The 18,270-nt window shown below is 65.3% G+C and carries 16 protein-coding genes; 10 read left to right on the plus strand and 6 right to left on the minus strand.

Features of this window, described 5'->3' with window-relative positions; genetic code table 11:
- Positions 1 to 98 precede the first annotated feature (98 nt).
- Positions 99 to 1,607, plus strand: a complete 1,509-nt coding sequence (locus AC0L2J_RS01675; RefSeq protein WP_473386786.1) for a glycosyltransferase family 39 protein — start codon at positions 99 to 101, stop codon at positions 1,605 to 1,607.
- 120 nt (positions 1,608 to 1,727) lie between these two features.
- Here AC0L2J_RS01675 and AC0L2J_RS01680 read toward each other — a convergent pair whose 3' ends face one another.
- Positions 1,728 to 2,537 carry a uracil-DNA glycosylase gene (locus tag AC0L2J_RS01680; protein WP_063993467.1) on the minus strand — a complete coding sequence of 270 codons (810 nt, stop codon included), beginning with the start codon at positions 2,535 to 2,537 and terminating at the stop codon, positions 1,728 to 1,730.
- A 135-nt stretch (positions 2,538 to 2,672) separates the two neighbouring features.
- Between AC0L2J_RS01680 and AC0L2J_RS01685 the strand changes: the two genes are divergently transcribed.
- The 3 genes from AC0L2J_RS01685 (at position 2,673) to AC0L2J_RS01695 (ending at position 7,444) form a co-directional block, all read left to right on the plus strand.
- Positions 2,673 to 4,334, plus strand: coding sequence for an electron transfer flavoprotein-ubiquinone oxidoreductase (locus AC0L2J_RS01685; RefSeq protein WP_063993466.1), 1,662 nt, complete (start codon positions 2,673 to 2,675; stop codon positions 4,332 to 4,334).
- 336 nt (positions 4,335 to 4,670) lie between these two features.
- Positions 4,671 to 6,473, plus strand: a complete 1,803-nt coding sequence (locus AC0L2J_RS01690; RefSeq protein WP_156526787.1) for a tetratricopeptide repeat protein — start codon at positions 4,671 to 4,673, stop codon at positions 6,471 to 6,473.
- 86 nt (positions 6,474 to 6,559) lie between these two features.
- On the plus strand, positions 6,560 to 7,444 hold the full coding sequence (locus AC0L2J_RS01695) for a 4-(cytidine 5'-diphospho)-2-C-methyl-D-erythritol kinase (RefSeq protein ID WP_473386788.1): 885 nt from the start codon (positions 6,560 to 6,562) through the stop codon (positions 7,442 to 7,444).
- Positions 7,445 to 7,644: 200 nt separating this feature from the next.
- Here AC0L2J_RS01695 and AC0L2J_RS01700 read toward each other — a convergent pair whose 3' ends face one another.
- The 5 genes from AC0L2J_RS01700 to AC0L2J_RS01720 all read right to left on the minus strand — a co-directional run bounded on the left by AC0L2J_RS01700 (position 7,645) and on the right by AC0L2J_RS01720 (position 12,427).
- Positions 7,645 to 8,514: an alpha/beta fold hydrolase gene (locus AC0L2J_RS01700; RefSeq protein WP_473386790.1), complete on the minus strand. Its 870-nt coding sequence runs from the start codon at positions 8,512 to 8,514 to the stop codon at positions 7,645 to 7,647.
- A 7-nt stretch (positions 8,515 to 8,521) separates the two neighbouring features.
- Positions 8,522 to 9,154: a LysE family translocator gene (locus AC0L2J_RS01705; protein ID WP_473386792.1), complete on the minus strand. Its 633-nt coding sequence runs from the start codon at positions 9,152 to 9,154 to the stop codon at positions 8,522 to 8,524.
- Positions 9,155 to 9,229: 75 nt separating this feature from the next.
- Positions 9,230 to 10,486, minus strand: coding sequence for a beta-ketoacyl-ACP synthase II (gene fabF / locus AC0L2J_RS01710; protein WP_473386794.1), 1,257 nt, complete (start codon positions 10,484 to 10,486; stop codon positions 9,230 to 9,232).
- A gap of 1 nt (position 10,487) precedes the next feature.
- The gene (locus AC0L2J_RS01715; protein WP_473386797.1) at positions 10,488 to 11,003 is read right to left on the minus strand and encodes a winged helix-turn-helix transcriptional regulator; all 516 of its coding nucleotides are present in this window, start codon (positions 11,001 to 11,003) and stop codon (positions 10,488 to 10,490) included.
- A 416-nt stretch (positions 11,004 to 11,419) separates the two neighbouring features.
- Positions 11,420 to 12,427, minus strand: coding sequence for a polyprenyl synthetase family protein (locus tag AC0L2J_RS01720; RefSeq protein ID WP_007594965.1), 1,008 nt, complete (start codon positions 12,425 to 12,427; stop codon positions 11,420 to 11,422).
- A 132-nt stretch (positions 12,428 to 12,559) separates the two neighbouring features.
- Between AC0L2J_RS01720 and AC0L2J_RS01725 the strand changes: the two genes are divergently transcribed.
- The 6 genes from AC0L2J_RS01725 (at position 12,560) to glyS (ending at position 18,221) form a co-directional block, all read left to right on the plus strand.
- On the plus strand, positions 12,560 to 12,787 hold the full coding sequence (locus AC0L2J_RS01725; protein ID WP_007594964.1) for a putative signal transducing protein: 228 nt from the start codon (positions 12,560 to 12,562) through the stop codon (positions 12,785 to 12,787).
- Positions 12,780 to 13,550 (plus strand): tRNA1(Val) (adenine(37)-N6)-methyltransferase, encoded by a 771-nt coding sequence (locus AC0L2J_RS01730; RefSeq protein ID WP_063993461.1) that lies wholly within the window; start codon positions 12,780 to 12,782, stop codon positions 13,548 to 13,550. Before AC0L2J_RS01725 ends, AC0L2J_RS01730 begins: the two co-directional genes overlap by 8 nt.
- Before the next feature lie 211 nt (positions 13,551 to 13,761).
- Positions 13,762 to 14,670 carry a S49 family peptidase gene (locus tag AC0L2J_RS01735; RefSeq protein ID WP_007607165.1) on the plus strand — a complete coding sequence of 303 codons (909 nt, stop codon included), beginning with the start codon at positions 13,762 to 13,764 and terminating at the stop codon, positions 14,668 to 14,670.
- 116 nt (positions 14,671 to 14,786) lie between these two features.
- Positions 14,787 to 14,978: a hypothetical protein gene (locus tag AC0L2J_RS01740; protein ID WP_007607173.1), complete on the plus strand. Its 192-nt coding sequence runs from the start codon at positions 14,787 to 14,789 to the stop codon at positions 14,976 to 14,978.
- A gap of 208 nt (positions 14,979 to 15,186) precedes the next feature.
- Positions 15,187 to 16,122, plus strand: a complete 936-nt coding sequence (locus AC0L2J_RS01745) for a glycine--tRNA ligase subunit alpha (RefSeq protein ID WP_473386799.1) — start codon at positions 15,187 to 15,189, stop codon at positions 16,120 to 16,122.
- Positions 16,122 to 18,221 carry a glycine--tRNA ligase subunit beta gene (gene glyS / locus AC0L2J_RS01750; protein ID WP_007607176.1) on the plus strand — a complete coding sequence of 700 codons (2,100 nt, stop codon included), beginning with the start codon at positions 16,122 to 16,124 and terminating at the stop codon, positions 18,219 to 18,221. Before AC0L2J_RS01745 ends, glyS begins: the two co-directional genes overlap by 1 nt.
- Positions 18,222 to 18,270: the final 49 nt, after the last annotated feature.

Raw genomic sequence — 18,270 nt, forward strand, 5'->3', positions numbered from 1 at the left:
ACGAGACTCGGTTGCCACGACGCGCCGCGCCCTCTATCAAAATAGTCGTGAGCGAATAGGGCCGGCTGCACGGGTTGGCTGCATCTTTCGGACGTTGCATGCGGTTTACCTCCCTGGTCATCGAGCTCATTCGCGCGCGGCCGCGGCTGATCGTCTGGATCGCCGTGCTGCTCCAGGCGGCGATGTGGCTGTTCGTGGCGCTGGTGTTTTATCGCAGCCCGCCCGGCAGCCTCGCGACGCTGCTGGCCTTCGGCCGCGAATACCAGGTCGGCACCGATCTCGGCCCGCCCTTGCCGGTCTGGCTCGCCGACATCGCCTATCGCGCCGCCGGCGGCCACGTGTTCGGCGTCTACGTGCTGGCCGAGCTCTGCGGGATCGCGACGCTGATCACGCTCTATCACCTGTCCCGCGCGGTGGTCGGCCCCCAGCAGGCAGTGCTGGCCGTGCTGCTGACCATGACGCTGCTGGCCTTCTCCTCGCCCGCACTCGACTTCGGCCCCCTAGTGCTGGCGCGGCCGCTCTGGGCGCTGCTGCTGCTGCATTCCTGGCAGATCATCGGGCAGCGCCGCGGCAACGCCTGGTTCGCCTGGTCGATCGAGGCCGGCCTCTTGCTGCTGACGACCCCGGCTGCGATCTTCCTGCTGCTGCTGATCGTCGTCTTCGCGCTCGCAACCGCGGACGGCCGCCGCACGTTGCGCGCCTTCGACCCGCTGTTTGCGCTGGTGGTCGTCGCCGTGCTGGCGTTGCCCTATGCCGTCTGGCTGATGCGCGCAGAGGTGCTCGTCCTGCCGGCCTTGCCTGAGGTGGCCCAGTTCAATGCCCGCGCGCTGCACGCGGCCTGGCTGCTCGGGGGGCTCCTGTTCGGTGCGGCGGCGATCCCGGCGCTGACCGTCCTCAACACCGGCCTGTTCGTTCCCAAGAGCGAGGAGGCGCCGATCATCTACCGCCCGCCGGTCGAGCCGCTCGCGCGCAATTTCGTCTATTTCTTCGCGCTGGCGCCGGCGCTCGGCGCGGTGCTGATCTCGGGTCTGCTGGGCCTCGACGCCGTCGTCGGCGGCGCCGGCGTCGTGCTGGTGTTGTCGGGACTTGCCGTGGTCGTGGGGGCCGGCGATCTCATCGCGATGCGCCGCGCGAGGATGCTGCGGATGGTCTGGGCGGCCGCCGTCATCGCGCCCGCAATCGGCGTCGTGCTCGCCGTCCTGCTCCTGCCGTGGACCGGTGCCAATGAGATCGCGACGTCGATGCCGGCGCGCGCGATTTCGGACTTCTTCGACGAGAGCTTTGCCCGCCGCACCAATCATCGCCTGCGCGCGGTCGCCGGCGAGACCCAGCTTGCGAGCTTGATCACGCTGCATTCCGGCCGGCCGCATCTCTTCATCGATGCCGAGCCTGCGCGTACGCCGTGGATCAATCAGGCCAAGTTCAGCGAGACCGGCGGCGTCGTGGTCTGGCGCGCCTCCGATACCGCCGGCACCCCGCCGCCAGACATTCTCGCGCGCTTTCCCGGCATCGTCCCGGAAGTCCCGCGCGCCTTCGAATGGCTGGTGACCGGACGCCAGCAACTCCTGCGCATCGGCTGGGCCATCGTGCGGCCGAAGGGGACGTAGTCCTTCTTTCCGTCGTCATTGCGAGGAGCGAAGCGACGAAGCAATCCAGTGCACCTCCGCGGAAAGATTCTGGATTTGCTTCGCTGCGCTCGCAATGACGGGGAGAGGCCGTACGGCTCCTCACGCGCCTGCCAGCACCTTCGCGATCGCGCGCAGATCCTGCCAGGCCAGCCGCTTGTACGACGGCGAGCGCAGCAGATAGGCGGGGTGGAAGGTCGGCAGCGCGCGGATGGTGCGCCCGCCTGTCTCGTAGTCGAACCAGCGGCCGCGGGTACGCATGATGCCTTCGCGGGTCGACAGCAGCGTCTGCGTGGAGGGATTGCCGAGCGTCACCAGCACGTCCGGATTCACCAGCTCGATCTGGCGCTGGATGAATGGCAGGCAGATTTGCGTCTCCTGCGGCGTCGGCGTGCGGTTGCCGGGCGGCCGCCAGGGGATCACGTTGGCGATGTAGGCGGTGGTGCGGTTGAGGCCTATGGCTCCCATCATCAAATCGAGCAGCTTGCCGCTGCGTCCGACGAAGGGCAGCCCCTCGATGTCCTCGTCGCGGCCCGGTGCCTCGCCGACGAACATGATGCGCGCCTGCGGATTACCGTCGGCGAAAACCAACCGTGTCGCCGTGTGCTTCAGCGCGCAGCCCTCAAAGCTCTGCATCAACTCGCGCAACGCCTCGAGCGTCGGCGCGGTGCGTGCGGCCTCGCGCGCCGAGGCCATTGCGACGTCGGGCGCCGGTGCCGCCTCGCCGCGCAACACCGCGGGCGCGGCGGCCGGCCGTGGGGCCTCGACCGGAGGCGGCGCGCGCGGGGCCGGAGGTGGAACATCCAATTCCGCCAGGCGGTCGATCGGTTCCTCCGCGAGCGTGCAATCGACTCCGGCCTCCAGATAGAAGGCGATAAGCTCTCGGACCGTGGGTGCGGGTTCTGGGATCATCGGAAAGTCCGACTATTAGTCCAGTTTGGGGTGCCTTGCACCCCGGCGAAACGCATTTCCGAGGTTGTCCTACCCGGAAAAATCGGAAACAAGAGGGCGCAATCGACCAAGGACCGTCTCAAGGGCTGAGATCAGATGAGCACCGAAGAACTTCCCCCGCGCGAATCCATGGAATTCGACGTCGTCATCGTCGGCGCCGGCCCCTCGGGCCTGGCCGCGGCGATCCGGCTGAAGCAGATCAATGCCGATCTCAATGTCGTCGTGGTGGAGAAGGGCTCCGAGGTCGGTGCGCATATTCTCTCCGGCGCCGTGATCGACCCGGCCGGGCTCGACAAGCTGATCCCGGACTGGCGCGAGGATTCCGATTGTCCGCTCAAGACGCAGGTCAAGGACGACCGCTTCTTCTGGTTCACCGAGACCAGCGCGATCAAGCTGCCGAACTTCATCATGCCGCCGCTGATGGACAACCATCACTGCTATATCGGCTCGCTCGGCAATGTCTGCCGCTGGCTGGCGCGCAAAGCGGAAGCGCTAGGCGTCGAGATCTATCCCGGCTTTGCAGCGGCCGAAGTGCTCTATGACGACAATGGCGCAGTGCGCGGTATCGCCACCGGCGACATGGGTATCGGCCGGGACGGCCAGCCGAAGGACTCCTTTACCCGTGGCATGGAATTGCTCGGCAAGTACACGCTGTTCGCCGAAGGTGCGCGCGGCAGCCTGACCAAGCAGCTGATCTCGAAATACGCGCTCGACACCAAGAGTGAGCCGCCGAAATTTGGCATCGGGCTGAAGGAAGTCTGGCAGATCGATCCGGCCAAGCATCAGAAGGGCCTCGTGCAGCACGCCGTTGGCTGGCCCTTGAACAACAACACCGGCGGCGGCCTGTTCTTCTACCATTATGACGAGAACCTGGTGTCGATCGGTTTCGTCGTTCATCTCAACTACAACGACCCCTATTTGTCGCCATTCGACGAATTCCAGCGCGTCAAGAACCATCCGGCGGTCCGCGCGACGCTTGAAGGCGGCAAGCGGCTGGCTTACGGCGCGCGCGCCATCACCGAAGGCGGGTACCAGTCGGTGCCGCGGCTGAGCTTCCCGGGCGGTGCGCTGATCGGCTGCGCGGCCGGCTTCGTCAACGTGCCCCGGATCAAGGGCGTGCACAATGCCATGGGCACCGGCATGCTCGCGGCAGAACATGTTAACGCAGCTCTCGCTGCGGGCCGCGCCAATGATGAGCTGGTCGAATACGAGAACGCTTGGCGCGATTCCGTCGTCGGTAAGGACCTCTATCCTGTCCGCAACGCCAAGCCGTTGTTGTCGAAGTTCGGCACCTTCATCGGCGCCGGGCTCGGCATCTTCGACATGTGGTGCAACACGCTGTTCGGCGGCTCGCTGTTTGGCACCCAGTCGCACGCGAAGCCCGATCGCGCGACGCTCGATCCGGCCAAGACCCACGCGCCGAGGACCTACCCGAAGCCGGACGGCAAGATTTCCTTCGACAAGCTCTCGTCGGTGTTCCTGTCCAATACCAATCATGAGGAGGACCAGCCGGTCCATCTCAAGGTCACGGACATCAACCTCCAGAAAACCTCCGAGCACGACGTGTTCGCCGGTCCCTCGAATCGCTATTGCCCGGCCGGCGTCTATGAGTGGATCGAGGAAGGTTCGGGCCCGCGCTTCCAGATCAATGCCCAGAACTGCGTTCACTGCAAAACCTGCGACGTGAAGGACCCCAACGGCAATATCACCTGGGTTCCCCCGGAGGGCGGCGGCGGTCCGAACTACGAGGCGATGTAGGCTGGGGTCAGTAAGCCACGATCCATGTGACCAAGGCCCAATGTGACCAAAGTTGCGTGATCTTCGCCCTGTGACGCACGTTCGCGTGAGAACCCGGCCGCCTTCGCGGGTCGTGGTCACGATAAGGCCATACTGGCGGCGTCTTGGGGCGCTCTTGACCGGTCACTTGGTCGATTTGGGCCGTGCGGAGGGGATCGCCCGGCCCGAATCCTTGCGGTGAAGCGCCAAAAGCGGCATTGTCGGCCTGACGGTTCCGGGTCCCCATGCCACCGGCCGCGTTCGCATGCGATACGGCCTTCTGCAAACCCAGGCACTACCAACTCAAGGCGAGCCCTGATGCTTTCAAATCGTTTCAACCGTTGGACTGTTGCCGCCATTGCCCTCATGGGCTCAGCGATGGCGACGGTCCCCGGCGCGGTCCGGGCGCAGACGCCGGACCATCCGTCCGACACCGCGGCGCAGTTTCCGACCCGAAACGATCTGAAGGCGCTGACCACCTCCGGCAGCTATCTCGCCGCCCGCCACGCCAGCGTCGAGCGCGACGCGGCCTCCGCTGCCGCGTTCTATCGCTCGGCCCTGCGCACCGATCCCAAGAACAACGAGCTGCTCGACCGCGCCTTCATCTCCTCGGTTGCCGACGGTGACATTGACGAAGCCGTCAAGCTCGCTGAGCGCATCCTGACCATCGACAAGACCAACCGCGTTGCGCGCCTCGTCGTCGGCGTGCACGATCTCAAGCTCAAGAAGTACGCGGCCGCGCAGTCCAACATCAACCAGTCGATCCGCGGTCCGATCACCGATCTCGTCGCCACGCTGCTATCGGGTTGGGCTGCCTATGGTGCGGGCGATGCCAAGGGCGGCGTCGCCACCATCGACAAGCTGGCCGGTCCGGAATGGTATCCGCTGTTCAAGGATCTCCACGCCGGCATGATCCTCGAACTCGCCGGCAAGGAAAAAGATGCCGGCACCCGATTCGAGCGTGCCTACAAGCTCGACGATTCTATGCTGCGCGTCACCGAGGCCTATGCGCGCTGGCTATCGCGCAACAAGGACTCGGCCGCCGCGACCACGGTCTACCAGGCTTTCGACAAGAAGCTCGCCCGCCATCCGCTGATCATGGAAGGGTTGCGCGACACCAAGGCCGGCAAGAAGATGCCGCCGCTGGTCGATAGCGCGCAAGCCGGCGCCGCAGAAGCACTCTACGGCATCGGCGCCACACTGACCCGCCGCGGCGGCGAGGATCTGGCGCTGGTCTATCTCCAGCTCTCGCTCTACCTCCAGCCCACCCATCCCCTGGCGCTGCTCTCGCTCGCCGATCTCTATGAATCGGTGAAGCGGCCGCAGATGGCGATCAAGGTCTACGAACGGGTGCCGTCGTCCTCGCCGCTCAAGCGCAACGCCCAGATCCAGCTCGCCATCGATCTGGATTCCGCCGACCGCACCGACGAGGCGATCAAGATTCTCAAGGGCGTCACCACTGAGGATCCCAAGGATCTCGAAGCCATCATGGCGCTCGGCAACATCGAGCGCGGCCGCAAGAAGTTCGGCGAATGCGGCGCGACCTATTCGCAAGGCGTCGACGTGCTGCCGGCCGGCAACGACAAGGCCAACAGCGTCTGGTATTATTATCGCGGCATCTGCGAGGAGCGCTCCAAGCAGTGGGGCAAGGCCGAAGCCGACATGAAGAAGGCGCTCGAGCTGCAGCCCGACCAGCCGCACGTCCTGAACTATCTCGGCTATTCCTGGATCGACCAGGGCATCAATCTCGACGAAGGCATGAAGATGATAAAGCGGGCGGTCGAGCAGCGCCCGGATGACGGCTACATCGTCGACTCCCTTGGCTGGGCCTATTACCGCATCGGCAATTACGAGGACGCGGTGAAGAACCTCGAGCGCGCCATTGATCTCAAGCCCGAAGATCCCACCATCAACGATCACCTTGGCGACGCCTATTGGCGCGTCGGCCGCACGCTGGAAGCCAAGTTCCAGTGGGCGCACGCCCGCGATCTCAAGCCCGAAGCGGATGAGCTTCCGAAGATCGAGGCCAAGATTGCAAACGGTATGACCGACGACAATTCGAACTCCTCGGCTGCGCAGGCGGAGAAGGAGAAGAAGAAGGACGACGGCAAGGGCGGCTGAGTTGAGCGCATGATCCGGAAAAGTGTGTAGCGGTTTTCCGGCAAGATCATGCGTAGGAAGAACTAAGTTCTGGGGGCGTGTCGCCAATGCCGGCGTTGATTGAAGAAGGGCGCGCGAAGGTCAATCTGAGCCTTCGCGTGGTCGGCCGTCGTACCGACGGCTATCATGATCTCGAAAGCGTGGTCGCCTTTGCCGACTGCGCCGACCGGCTCACGCTGGAGCCCGGCGGCGAGCTGAAGCTCACCACGACGGGGCCGCTCGCGGCGGCCTGCGGCGATATGGCCGACAACCTCGTGTTCAAGGCGGCCAAGCTCCTGGCCGAAGCCGTCCCGAACCTGAAGCTGGGCGCCTTCGCGCTCGACAAGGTGCTCCCGGTCGCGGCCGGAATCGGCGGCGGCTCTGCCGACGCCGCGGCGGCGCTGCGGTTGCTGGCGCGTCTCAACAATCTGTCGCTCGACGACCCGCGGCTGCAGAAGGTTGCACTTGCGACCGGTGCCGACGTGCCGGTGTGCCTGTTCTCGCGCGCCTGCGACATGACGGGTGTCGGGGAGCAGCTGCTGCCCTTGATGCTGCCGAGCATGCCCTGCGTGATGGTCAACCCGCGCGTGCCGGTCGCCACCAAGGACGTGTTCCAGGCGCTGGGCCTGCGCAATGGCGAACTTCTGGTTGGCGCCACCTCCGTCCTCGACGCCCCGGCCTGGCCGGGCGAGGCCGCCTCCATTGCCGATTGGGTCGACACGCTCGAGACCGTCGCCAACGATCTCGAAGCCCCGGCGATGCGCATCGAGCCTGTCATCGGCGACGTGCTGGAAGCCTTGCGTGGCTCCGCCGGCGTAAAGCTAGCCCGCATGTCCGGCTCGGGTGCGACGTGCTTTGCGATCTATGTCACGTCCATTGACGCGCATGCCGCAGCCGAAACGATCCGCCGCGATCACCCCGGCTGGTGGGTGCATGCGGGGACGTTGAGCTAGGTACGACCGCCGTATAGGGTGGGCAGAGCGAAGCGTGCCCACCAATTGTTCAGTCAACCGGATGCATGGGGGGCACGGCGCTGTCGCGCCTTTGCCCGCCATACGATAGCGCGGCCAGCCCAAGCTGCGTAGCCCGGATGAGCGAAGCGATATCCGGGACCTTGCTTGCCGCGTCCCGCATGTCGCTGCGCTCATGCGGGCTACGAGTTCTCAGCCAGCCCGAGAAACCGCCGAATCTCGCCCAGCACCTCCTGCGGCTTGTCATGTTGCAGCCAGTGTCCAGCCCCGGCGATGGTCTCGACGCGCGCCTGCGGAAAATAGCGCTCCAGGCCCGCGGCCCTCGCGCCAGCCAGAAAGCTTTCGCCGGCATTCAAGAGCAGCGTCGGACAGGTGATGCGCGACCACAGCGCGATGTGATCGTCCGGCCAGAGCCGGTGCGGCGCAGAGGCGCGCTGGTAGGGATCGAACTTCCAGCTATAGGTGCCGTCCTCGTTCTGCCGCGCGCCGTGGGTGGCGAGATGCAGCGCGAGGTCGCGGGACAGCCGCTTGTTGTGAAGCACCATCTGCGCCGCCGCATCTTCGAGCGTCGAATAGCGGCGCGGTGCGCGGTCGTGCAGCTTGTCCAGCTGACCGACCCATTTGCCGATCCGGTCATGCACCGGCGGTTTTGGTGTATCCGGCAACATCGTCACGCCGTCGAGCACGACCAGCTTCGAGACCTGTTCGGGGAATGACCCTGTAAAGATCAGGCTGACCATGCCGCCCATGGAATGGCCGATGAGAGTCACTTGAGGCGCCGCGATGGCACGAACGAGCTGGGTCAGATCGTACACATACTCCGTCAGCGCGTAGCTGCCGCCTTTGGTCCAGTCGGAATCACCGTGACCGCGCAGGTCGGGTGCGAGCACGTGAAAATGCGGCTGCAGCGACCGGGCGATGACGTCCCAGCTCCGGCAATGATCGCGGCCGCCGTGAACCAGGATGGCGACCGGCGCGCCATCGTTGCCCCAGTCGACATAGTGCAGCCGCAGGCCGTGAGACTCGTAAGTGCGGCTTTGCGGGGCAAGCATGGCGGCGCTATCCATTCACGGGCCGCCGCGCCAGTGCGAGCGACAGGCCGAGCCCTGCGATGAAGACACCGGAGCCCTGGGTGAGGCGTCGCATCAGGTGCGGCCTTCCGATCAACTGCGTGCGTGTCGCGGAGGCCATCAGCACCACCACGATGTCGGCGAGTGTGTTCAGCGTTACCGAGATCGCGCCCAACATGATGAACTGCAGCGTCGGGTTCGATCCCGCCGGGTCAAGGAACTGCGGAATGAAGGCGAGGAAGAATGCGGCGGTCTTCGGATTCAGCGCCTCGACCAGCACGCCGTCGCGAAAGGCGCGCTTGTCGCCGACGGGCTCGTTGCCGAATGACAGCGCGTGGCCGGCGCTGCGAAAAGTCCTGATGCCGAGCCAGACCAGATAGAGTGCGCCGACGAATTTCACGGCGGCAAACAGCTCGGCGCTGGCAAGGATGATCGCGGAGATGCCGAGGCTGCCCGCGACCACATGAACCAGCCCGCCGAGCGCGGTGCCCGCGGTCGATGCAAAACCGCTGCCGCGCCCTTCCGACAAGGTCCGTGCCGCGACGTAGAAAATGCCGGGGCCGGGAACGGCGGCGATGAGACAAGCAGCGGCCAGGAACAGCCAGAAATTCGTGTTGATCATCCTGCTTTGGTAGCGATGCTTGCCGCGATTGCAAGGCCCGTCGTTTGCAAGGCCCTCGTTTACAAGGCCCGTCGTTTAGCCGATCCGGCGGAAGATCACGCTGGCATTCACCCCGCCGAAGCCGAACCCGTTCGAGATCGCGTGCTGCATCGGCATCGGGCGCGCCGTGCCTGCGACGATGTCGATGCCGTCCGCGCCCGGATCAGGGTTCTCGAGATTGAGGGTCGGCGGCGCGATCTGATCGCGCAGGGCGAGCACGGTGAAGACCGCTTCCAGCCCACCCGCGGCGCCGAGCAGATGGCCGGTGGCCGATTTGGTCGCGCTCACCGCGATGCTGCGGTGGCGGCCGAACAGCGCGGCAATCGCGCCAAGCTCGCTCTCGTCGCCGGCCGGCGTCGACGTCGCATGCGCGTTCAGATGCTGCAAATCCGCAGGCGCAAGCTTCGCCTGCCGCAGCGCGATCTCCATGGCGCGCCGAGCGCCGTCGCCGTCAGGCGGACCCGAGGTCATGTGATAGGCGTCCGCGGTCGTGCCGTATCCGACGATCTCCGCGATCGGCGTCGCGCCGCGCGCCAACGCATGCTCCAGCTCCTCGATCACGAGGATGCCGGCGCCTTCGCCCATGACAAAACCGTCGCGGTCGCGATCGAACGGGCGCGAGGCACGCGCGTCATTGAACCCGCTCGACAGGGCGCGGGCCGCGGCAAAGCCGCCGAGACTGACGATGTCGATGCAGGCTTCCGCGCCGCCGCAGATCGCGACATCAGCCTCGCTTGCGCGGATCATGCGCGCGGCATCGCCGATCGCCTGAACGCCGGCGGCGCACGCCGTGACCGGTGTGCCCAGCGCTCCCTTGTAGCCGTATTTGATCGAGACGTGGCCGGCGGCGAGATTGGCGAGGAAGGAGGGGATCGTGAACGGCGACAGCCGGCGCGGGCCACGCTGTTCGGTGATGCGCACAGCCTCCGCCATTGCCGGAAAGCCGCCGACGCCGGAGGCGATGATCGTCGCAGTTCGTTCCTGTGCTGCCGCGTCCTGCGGCGCCCAGCCGGCCTGCGCAACCGCTTCTGCGGTGGCGAGCAGCGCGAACAGGATGAAGCGGTCCATCTTGCGCTGGTCTTTCGGCGCGGCGGCCTGCGCGGGATCGAAGCCACCGTCGGCGTCCTCGGCCTTGTCGGGCACGAGGCCGGCGATGCGTGCGGGCAGCGCCTGCGACCATTCCGGCAGCGGGCGCAGCCCGCTTTGGCCCGCCAGCAGCCGGCGCCAGGACAGTTCGACACCGCAGCCAAGCGGCGACACCGCGCCCATTCCCGTCACGACGATACGACGCATGTCAGTCTCCAGCCGGCGCGACGGCCGGGTTCATGGCTTTGAGCGAGGTCAGCCGTTTGCGCATGAGACGGCTGGCGCGGGGACCGGCGATGATGACCGCATTGGCGAGCGTGATCGGCTGCATCTCGGCGGCATCGACCACGACCGGATTGAACGGACGACGATCGTGCCGGTTCGCGAGCAGGATCGCTTCGCCCTTCGGTGCGAGATGCTTGTTGCCCCAGGCGAGCAGGGTCGCGACCACGGGGAAGAAGTCCCGGGCCTTGTCGGTCAGCACATATTCGTAGCGCGGCGGCCGTTCATTGTAGCGACGGCGGACGAACATGCCGCTTTCGGTGAGATGGGCCAACCGCCGCGACAGGATGTTCGGCGCGATCCCGAGGCTTTGCGAAAATTCGTCGAACTTCGTTGCGCCCTGGAACGCATCCCTCAGGATCAAAATGCTCCACCATTCGCCGACCGTCTCCACGGCGCGGCCAACCGGACATTCCTGGATGGACGGGGACTTGGGCTGCATGGTTCGAAAGTAGGGATGTAACTTTCAAAATGCAAGTGACAAGGGGCGACTTCCCCGCACGGGGGGACGAGGTGCGGGACTGTAAAACTGTCTCTGTGATCCGGGATGCGAGTTGGCGAGCGACGCCTGCGCTCCTTGCTCCGTCATTGCGAGCTGAGCGAAGCAATCTAGAGTACTTCTGCGGGAAGATTCTGGATTACTTCGCTGCGCTCGCAATGACGCTGTTGATGCAGTGGTGGCGCGTACCTCAACGATGTCGTCGCGGCGAAGGCCGGGACCCATACCCACGACTGTTGTTGTGGTGCAGGATGGGGGCCAGAGCCGTTAAGACAACGCTGACCGGGGTAATGGGTCCCGGCTCTCGCCGGGACGACACTGAGGGTGTGGCTACCAGCAAGCGCTAGGGATGCGAGAAGCTAATGCGACCGAGCCAGGCAGAACGCCACGACCTGCTCCAGCGCGCTCTTCATCGGCGAGGACGGGAACAGCGCCAGCGCGTCCACGGCCATGGCGCCGTAGTGCTGGGCGCGGCTGCGCGTGTCTTCGAGCGCACGATGCTTGTTCATCAGCCCGATGGCGTGGTCGAGGTCGGTGTCGCCGATCTCGCCGCGCTCGAGCGCGCGGATCCAGAAGGCACGCTCGGTGTCGTTGCCGCGGCGGAAGGCGAGCACGACGGGCAGCGTGATCTTGCCCTCGCGGAAATCGTCGCCGGTGTTCTTGCCGAGCTTGGCGCTCTTGCCGCCATAGTCGAGCACGTCGTCGACGAGCTGGAAGGCGATGCCGAGATTCATGCCGACCGAGCGGCAGGCGGTCTGCTCTGCCTTCGGGCGGTTGGCGATCACGGGGCCGACCTCGCAGGCGGCCGCGAACAGCTCGGCGGTCTTGCCGCGGATCACGGCCAGATATTCGTCTTCGGTGGTCGCGGTGTTCTTGGCGGCGGCAAGCTGCATCACCTCGCCCTCGGCGATGGTGGCGGCAGCCGCGGAGAGAATGTCGAGCGCACGGAGCGAGCCGACCTCGACCATCATGCGGAAGGCCTGGCCGAGCAGGAAGTCACCGACCAGCACGCTCGCCTCATTGCCCCAGAGCATGCGTGCCGACAGCTTGCCGCGGCGCATCTCGCTTTCGTCGACGACGTCGTCATGCAGGAGCGTGGCGGTATGCATGAACTCGACGCTGGCGGCGAGCTTGATATGGCCGTCGCCGGTGTAGCCGGCGAGGTTGGCCATGGCCAGCGTCAGCATCGGCCGCAGGCGCTTGCCCCCGGAGGAGATCAAATGGTTGGCGACCTCCGGGATCATGGTCACGTCCGAACCGGTCCGCGACAGGATCGTGGCGTTGACGCGCTCCATGTCACCGGCGACAAGGGCAACCAGCTCTTCGATCGACGCGCCGGGAGTTTCGAAAGGTACGATGACGGCCACGCCGGTCTCCAATATTTGCCCCGGAAGGGCTATTCTGATGGAAAGACAATAGAAACTGGACGGGGATGCGGCAAGGGCCGTGGAACCATTGACATTTGCCGCTTAATCCCCGTCAGGCAGGAGGCCTGTGTTTTGCGAGAACTGGTTCGGACCAACGATATGGTGCTGGTGTCGGCGATCGGCGCGCTGCTCGACGGCGCCAACATCCATCATTTGGTGCTGGACCAGAACATGAGCATCATCGAGGGCTCGCTCGGCATTTTGCCGCGGCGGATCCTGGTCCACGAGGACGACGCCCTCGAGGCCCGGCAGCTACTGACCGAGGCCGGCCTCAGCCACGAACTGCGCGGCGATGAGTGAAGCCCTGGCAGACCTCACCGAGGACGCCTTCCTCGGCGGACAATTGCGGCTGAAGCAGAAGCGGTCCGGCCATCGCGCCGGGCACGATGCCATTCTGCTCGCGGCGGCGACGGAGGCGAGGGCGGGCGACCGCGTCGTCGATCTCGGCGCAGGTATCGGCACGGCCGGGCTTGCGTTGGCGCGGCGCGTTGCCGGGATCAGGCTCGGCCTGGTCGAGATCGATCCTGAACTGGCGGAGCTTGCGCGCGCCAATGCGGCAGCGAATGCGATTGCCGCCGAGACGATCGTGCTCGACGTCACCGCGGACGCGCAGGCCTTCGCGGCCAGCGGGCTCGCGCCGGACAGCGTCGACGTGGTGCTGATGAACCCGCCCTTCAACGATCCCGCTCGCCATCGCGGTTCGCCCGATCAGGCGCGCCAGATCGCGCATGTGGCGACGGATGAGACGCTGAATGCCTGGGTGCATGCGGCGCGGCGCATCCTCCGATCGCATGGCGCGCTGACATTGATCTGGCGCGCAGATGGGATTGCGGACGTTCTGGCGGCGCTGTCTCGCGGCTTCGGCAGTCTCGCGATTCTGCCGGTTCACGGTGAAGCCGGGCGGCCCGCGATCCGCGTGCTGGTGCGCGCGATCAAGGGCGGGAGGGCTCCGACACGATTGTTGCCGGGCCTCATACTCAACGAGGAGTCACGCGTGCCTAAAAAAGAGGTGATGGATATTCTGGAGGGAAGGGCGGTTCTACCCCTGGTGGAACCGTGCTGAGCTATTGCGGAAGCGATTCCGACTGCTGCTCTTGTGGTGTCGTCAGGCGGATCGCCATGAACAGCGCACCGATCAGCAGCATCAGCAGATAGATTTTCATGGTGTTCTCCGCCGGCCCATTGCAGCCTCTCAACGGGGTTTCTGCAAAACACGTTCCGGGCCCTTCCAATGACAGTCGCGTGATAAGAAATGGTTAATCAGAGGTAACGGCATGGCCGAACAATTGAACGATCGTGAGAGTTCCGGCCTGGCCGACAAGCTCATGCAATATCTGCCGGCGCGCTTCCGTCCCGGCACGGCCGTGGTGCCGGTGGTGCGGCTGTCCGGTGTGATCGGCGCAGTGACGCCACTGCGACCGGGCATGACGCTCGCGACCGTTTCGCGGGTGCTGGAGCGGGCGTTTTCGATGCGCAACGCCAAGGCGGTGGCGCTGGTGATCAATTCGCCCGGCGGCTCGCCGGTGCAGTCGCGCCAGATCTACCTGCGCATCAAGCAGCTTGCGGCGGAGAAGAAGCTGCCGGTGCTGGTGTTCGTCGAGGACGTCGCGGCCTCCGGCGGCTACATGATCGCCTGCGCCGGCGACGAGATCATTTGCGATCCGTCCTCGATCCTCGGTTCGATCGGCGTGGTCGGCGGCAGCTTTGGTTTCCAGGAGGCGATCAAGCGGCTCGGCATCGAGCGGCGTCTCTACACGGCCGGCGCGCACAAGGCGATGCTCGACCCGTTTCTCCCTGAAAACCCCGACGACGTCGCCAAGCTGAAGGCGCTCCAGCGCGAGATCCACCAGATCTTCATCGCGCTGGTGAAGGAGAGCCGCGGCGCGCGCTTGAAGGGCTCCGACGACACCCTGTTCACGGGCGAATATTGGGCCGGCGAGAGTTCTGTCGCGCTGGGGCTTGCCGACAGCATCGGCGATCTCCGCTCAACTCTTCGTGCCCGCTTTGGCGACAAGGTTCTCACCCCCGTGATTGCTCAGCCGACCGGTCTGCTCTCCAGCCTTTTGGGCCGGAAATCGCCCGGCGCGGGGCAGCTTTCGGTCCTGGAATCAATGGCCGGCCTGCCGGACGACCTGATCTCGGCGGTCGAGACGCGCGCGATCTGGGCGAAATTCGGGTTCTAGACGGAGCCCCTCCGCGCCATTTGGTCCCAAGCAGACTTGAAGCCGTGCCAATTGCGGCGCGGCTCGGTCTGCGCAAGAATGCGCGTGGGGGCTGAGCACTAGACAAGGATCGACCGATGCCGCCGTTCGTCGCATTCGCGGGCGTCCTGGGCGGGCTTGCCGTGGTCCGCTGGGCCTACAAGACCGCTGTCAGGATCAACCAGGAGCTGGAGGAGATGCGCCTCTCGCGCGTCGCTGAGGCCGCCCATAGGGGGGCCGTCCAGACGCTGAAGCAGGATCCCGTGACCGGAGCCTATCGGCCGGGTTAGCCGGGCGTCTTTTCATACGCGGTCATTCCGGGGCGATGCGAAGCATCGAACTAGGGTGCGCAGTTGCGCACCTGAGAAGCTCGAGATTCCGGTTCGCCCTTCGGGCGCCCCGGAATGACGGCCATTCCACCCCCTTTGCCTTGATTCCCACCCCTGCCGTCGATACGGTCCCGCGCGATTCAACCCCCCGCGAGAGCCCGATCTGACGATGGACGCCTCCTTGCCCGCCCATATGCGCCCGGAACGCTCGTTCCAGGGCTTTATCCTCGCGCTCCAGCGTTTCTGGGCCGAGCAGGGCTGCGTGATCCTGCAGCCTTACGACATGGAGATGGGTGCGGGTACCTTCCATCCTGCGACCACGCTGCGCGCGCTCGGGCCAAAGCCCTGGAATGCGGCCTATGTGCAGCCCTCGCGGCGACCCAAGGATGGCCGCTATGGCGAGAATCCGAACCGGATGCAGCACTACTACCAGTTCCAGGTGATCATGAAGCCGTCGCCGCCGAACCTTCAGGAGCTGTACCTGAAGTCGCTTGCCGCGATCGGTATCGATTCCGCCGTGCACGACATTCGCTTCGTCGAGGACGATTGGGAGAGCCCGACGCTGGGCGCCTGGGGCCTCGGCTGGGAGTGCTGGTGCGACGGCATGGAAGTCAGCCAGTTCACCTATTTCCAGCAGGTCGCGGGTGTCGAATGCGCACCGGTCGCGGGCGAGCTCACCTACGGGCTCGAACGGCTCGCGATGTACGTGCAGGGCGTCGATCGCGTCTACGACCTCAACTTCAATGGCCGCGATGGCGACGCCAAGGTCACCTATGGCGATGTCTTCCTGCAGGCCGAGCGGGAATACTCGAAGCACAATTTCGAACTGGCCGACACCGCAATGCTGTTCGAGCAATTCAAGATGGCGGAATCTGCCTGCCGGAAATACCTTGAATCCGGCTGGAAGGACGGCAAGCGCGAGGCGCATCTGATGTCGCTGCCGGCCTATGACCAGTGCATCAAGGCGAGCCATGTCTTCAACCTGCTCGACGCGCGCGGCGTGATCTCGGTGACGGAGCGGCAGAGCTACATTCTTCGCGTGCGCGAACTGGCAAAGGCTTGCGGCGAGGCCTGGATCCATACTGAAGCGGGCGGAGCGGCCTGATGCCCGATCTTTTGCTTGAACTGTTCTCCGAAGAAATCCCCGCGCGCATGCAGGCCAAAGCGGCGGAAGACCTGCGCCGCATGGTCACCGACAAGCTCGTCGCCGAAGGTCTCGTCTACGAAGGCGCAAAGGCGTTCGCGACGCCGCGCCGCCTCGCTCTCACCGTGCACGGCATCCCCGCGCGCCAGCCTGACCTGAAGACCGAACGCCGCGGACCGAAGATCGGCGCGGCCGATGCGGCCGTGCAGGGGTTTCTGAAAGCGACGGGATTGACGTCGCTGGACGAGGCCAAGATCCAGCGCGACCCGAAGGGCGACTTCTACATCGCGCTGATCGAGAAGCCCGGCCGCGACGCCATCGACGTGCTCGCGGAAATCCTCCCCGTGATCATCCGCACGTTCCCCTGGCCGAAATCGATGCGCTGGGGCGCGCGCTCCGGCAAGCCAGGCTCGCTGAGCTGGGTGCGCCCGCTGCACGCGATCACCGCGACGTTCGGGCCTGAGACCGAAGAGCCCGATGTCGTCAAATTCTCGGTGGACGGCATCGAGTCCGGCCAGACCACCTACGGTCATCGTTTCATGGCGCCTAGCGCGATTTCCGTGCGCCGCTTCGAGGATTACGAAGCCAAGCTGAAGGCCGCAAAAGTCATCCTCGATCCGCAGGCGCGCAAGGACATCATCTTTGCCGACGCCAAGGAGCTGACCTTCGCGCAAGGGTTCGAACTGGTCGAGGATCAGGTGCTGCTGGATGAGGTTTCGGGCCTGGTCGAATGGCCGGTCGTCATGATGGGATCGTTCGAAGCGGAATATCTCGCGATCCCCGACGAGGTGATCCGCGCCACGATCCGCAACAACCAGAAATGCTTCGTCGTCAAAGATCCCAAGACGGGCAAGCTGACCAACAAATTCGTCCTCACCGCGAACATCGAGGCGCCCGACGGCGGCAAGACCATCGTCGCCGGCAACGAGCGCGTGATCCGTCCGCGCCTGTCCGATGCGAAGTTCTTCTATGAGACGGACCTGAAGACGAAGCTGGAAGACCGCCTGCCGAAATTCGAGCAGATCGTGTTTCACGAGAAGCTCGGGACCCAGGCCGCGCGCATCAAGCGGATCGAACGCCTCGCTGCCGAGATCGCCCCCCTGGTCGGCGCCGATGTCGCCAAGGCGACGCGCGCCGCGCATCTAGCGAAGGCGGATTTGCTGACCGAAGTCGTCGGCGAGTTTCCCGAGGTGCAGGGCCTGATGGGCAAATACTACGCGCTGGCCCAGGGCGAGGATGCTTCCGTCGCGGCGGCTTGCGAGGAGCACTACAAGCCGCAGGGGCCTGCCGATCGCGTGCCGACCGATCCGGTCAGCGTGGCAGTGGCGCTCGCCGACAAGCTCGACACGCTTATTGGCTTCTGGGCCATCGATGAGAAGCCGACCGGAAGCAAGGACCCATATGCACTGCGTCGTGCGGCGCTGGGCGTGATCAGGCTGATCACCGAGAACGGACTGCGTCTATCCCTCATGAAGGTGGCGGCGTCCGCGCTCGCCGGCTTGTCCTTGAAGCCTGCCGATGCGCAGAAGCTTCCGAGCGACCTGCTTGCCTTCTTCGCTGACCGTCTGAAAGTCCAACTCCGTGAGCAGGGCGCGCGGCACGATCTCGTCGATGCCGTGTTCGCGCTCGGCGGCCAGGACGATCTTCTGATGATCGTTCGCCGCGTCGAGGCGCTCGGCAAATTCCTCGAGTCCGAGGACGGCAAGAATTTGCTCGCCGGCATCAAGCGCGCCAGCAACATCCTCGGCATCGAGGAGAAGAAGGACAAGCGCAGCTTTGAAGGCGCGCCCGATGCTGCGCTCTACGGCCTTGCCGAGGAAAAGGCGCTGGCCAAGGCGATCGGCGAAGTGCAGGCGGAAGCCAGCGCTGCCGTCGCCAAGGAAGACTTCGCGGCTGCGATGAGTGCGATGGCCAAGCTGCGCCCGCCGGTCGATGCGTTCTTCGAGAAAGTTCGCGTCAACGACGAGGATGCGAAGGTGCGCGAGAACCGGTTGAAGCTGCTCAACGAGATCCGCAGCGCCACGCGCGCGGTGGCGGATTTCTCAAAGATCCAGGATTGAGCGCGGTCTTGCGGCCGCCAACACTGTCATTCCGGGGCGCGCGAAGCGC

This window comes from Bradyrhizobium sp. MV1.5 (assembly GCF_055807615.1).

Coding starts and splice junctions, on each gene's coding strand:
- AC0L2J_RS01675 (WP_473386786.1), top strand. CDS start 99: ATGCGGTTTACCTCCCTGGTCATCGAGCTCATTCGCGCGCGGCCGCGG.
- AC0L2J_RS01680 (WP_063993467.1), bottom strand. CDS start 2,537: ATGATCCCAGAACCCGCACCCACGGTCCGAGAGCTTATCGCCTTCTAT.
- AC0L2J_RS01685 (WP_063993466.1), top strand. CDS start 2,673: ATGAGCACCGAAGAACTTCCCCCGCGCGAATCCATGGAATTCGACGTC.
- AC0L2J_RS01690 (WP_156526787.1), top strand. CDS start 4,671: ATGCTTTCAAATCGTTTCAACCGTTGGACTGTTGCCGCCATTGCCCTC.
- AC0L2J_RS01695 (WP_473386788.1), top strand. CDS start 6,560: ATGCCGGCGTTGATTGAAGAAGGGCGCGCGAAGGTCAATCTGAGCCTT.
- AC0L2J_RS01700 (WP_473386790.1), bottom strand. CDS start 8,514: ATGCTTGCCCCGCAAAGCCGCACTTACGAGTCTCACGGCCTGCGGCTG.
- AC0L2J_RS01705 (WP_473386792.1), bottom strand. CDS start 9,154: ATGATCAACACGAATTTCTGGCTGTTCCTGGCCGCTGCTTGTCTCATC.
- fabF (WP_473386794.1), bottom strand. CDS start 10,486: ATGCGTCGTATCGTCGTGACGGGAATGGGCGCGGTGTCGCCGCTTGGC.
- AC0L2J_RS01715 (WP_473386797.1), bottom strand. CDS start 11,003: ATGCAGCCCAAGTCCCCGTCCATCCAGGAATGTCCGGTTGGCCGCGCC.
- AC0L2J_RS01730 (WP_063993461.1), top strand. CDS start 12,780: ATGAGTGAAGCCCTGGCAGACCTCACCGAGGACGCCTTCCTCGGCGGA.
- AC0L2J_RS01735 (WP_007607165.1), top strand. CDS start 13,762: ATGGCCGAACAATTGAACGATCGTGAGAGTTCCGGCCTGGCCGACAAG.
- AC0L2J_RS01740 (WP_007607173.1), top strand. CDS start 14,787: ATGCCGCCGTTCGTCGCATTCGCGGGCGTCCTGGGCGGGCTTGCCGTG.
- AC0L2J_RS01745 (WP_473386799.1), top strand. CDS start 15,187: ATGGACGCCTCCTTGCCCGCCCATATGCGCCCGGAACGCTCGTTCCAG.
- glyS (WP_007607176.1), top strand. CDS start 16,122: ATGCCCGATCTTTTGCTTGAACTGTTCTCCGAAGAAATCCCCGCGCGC.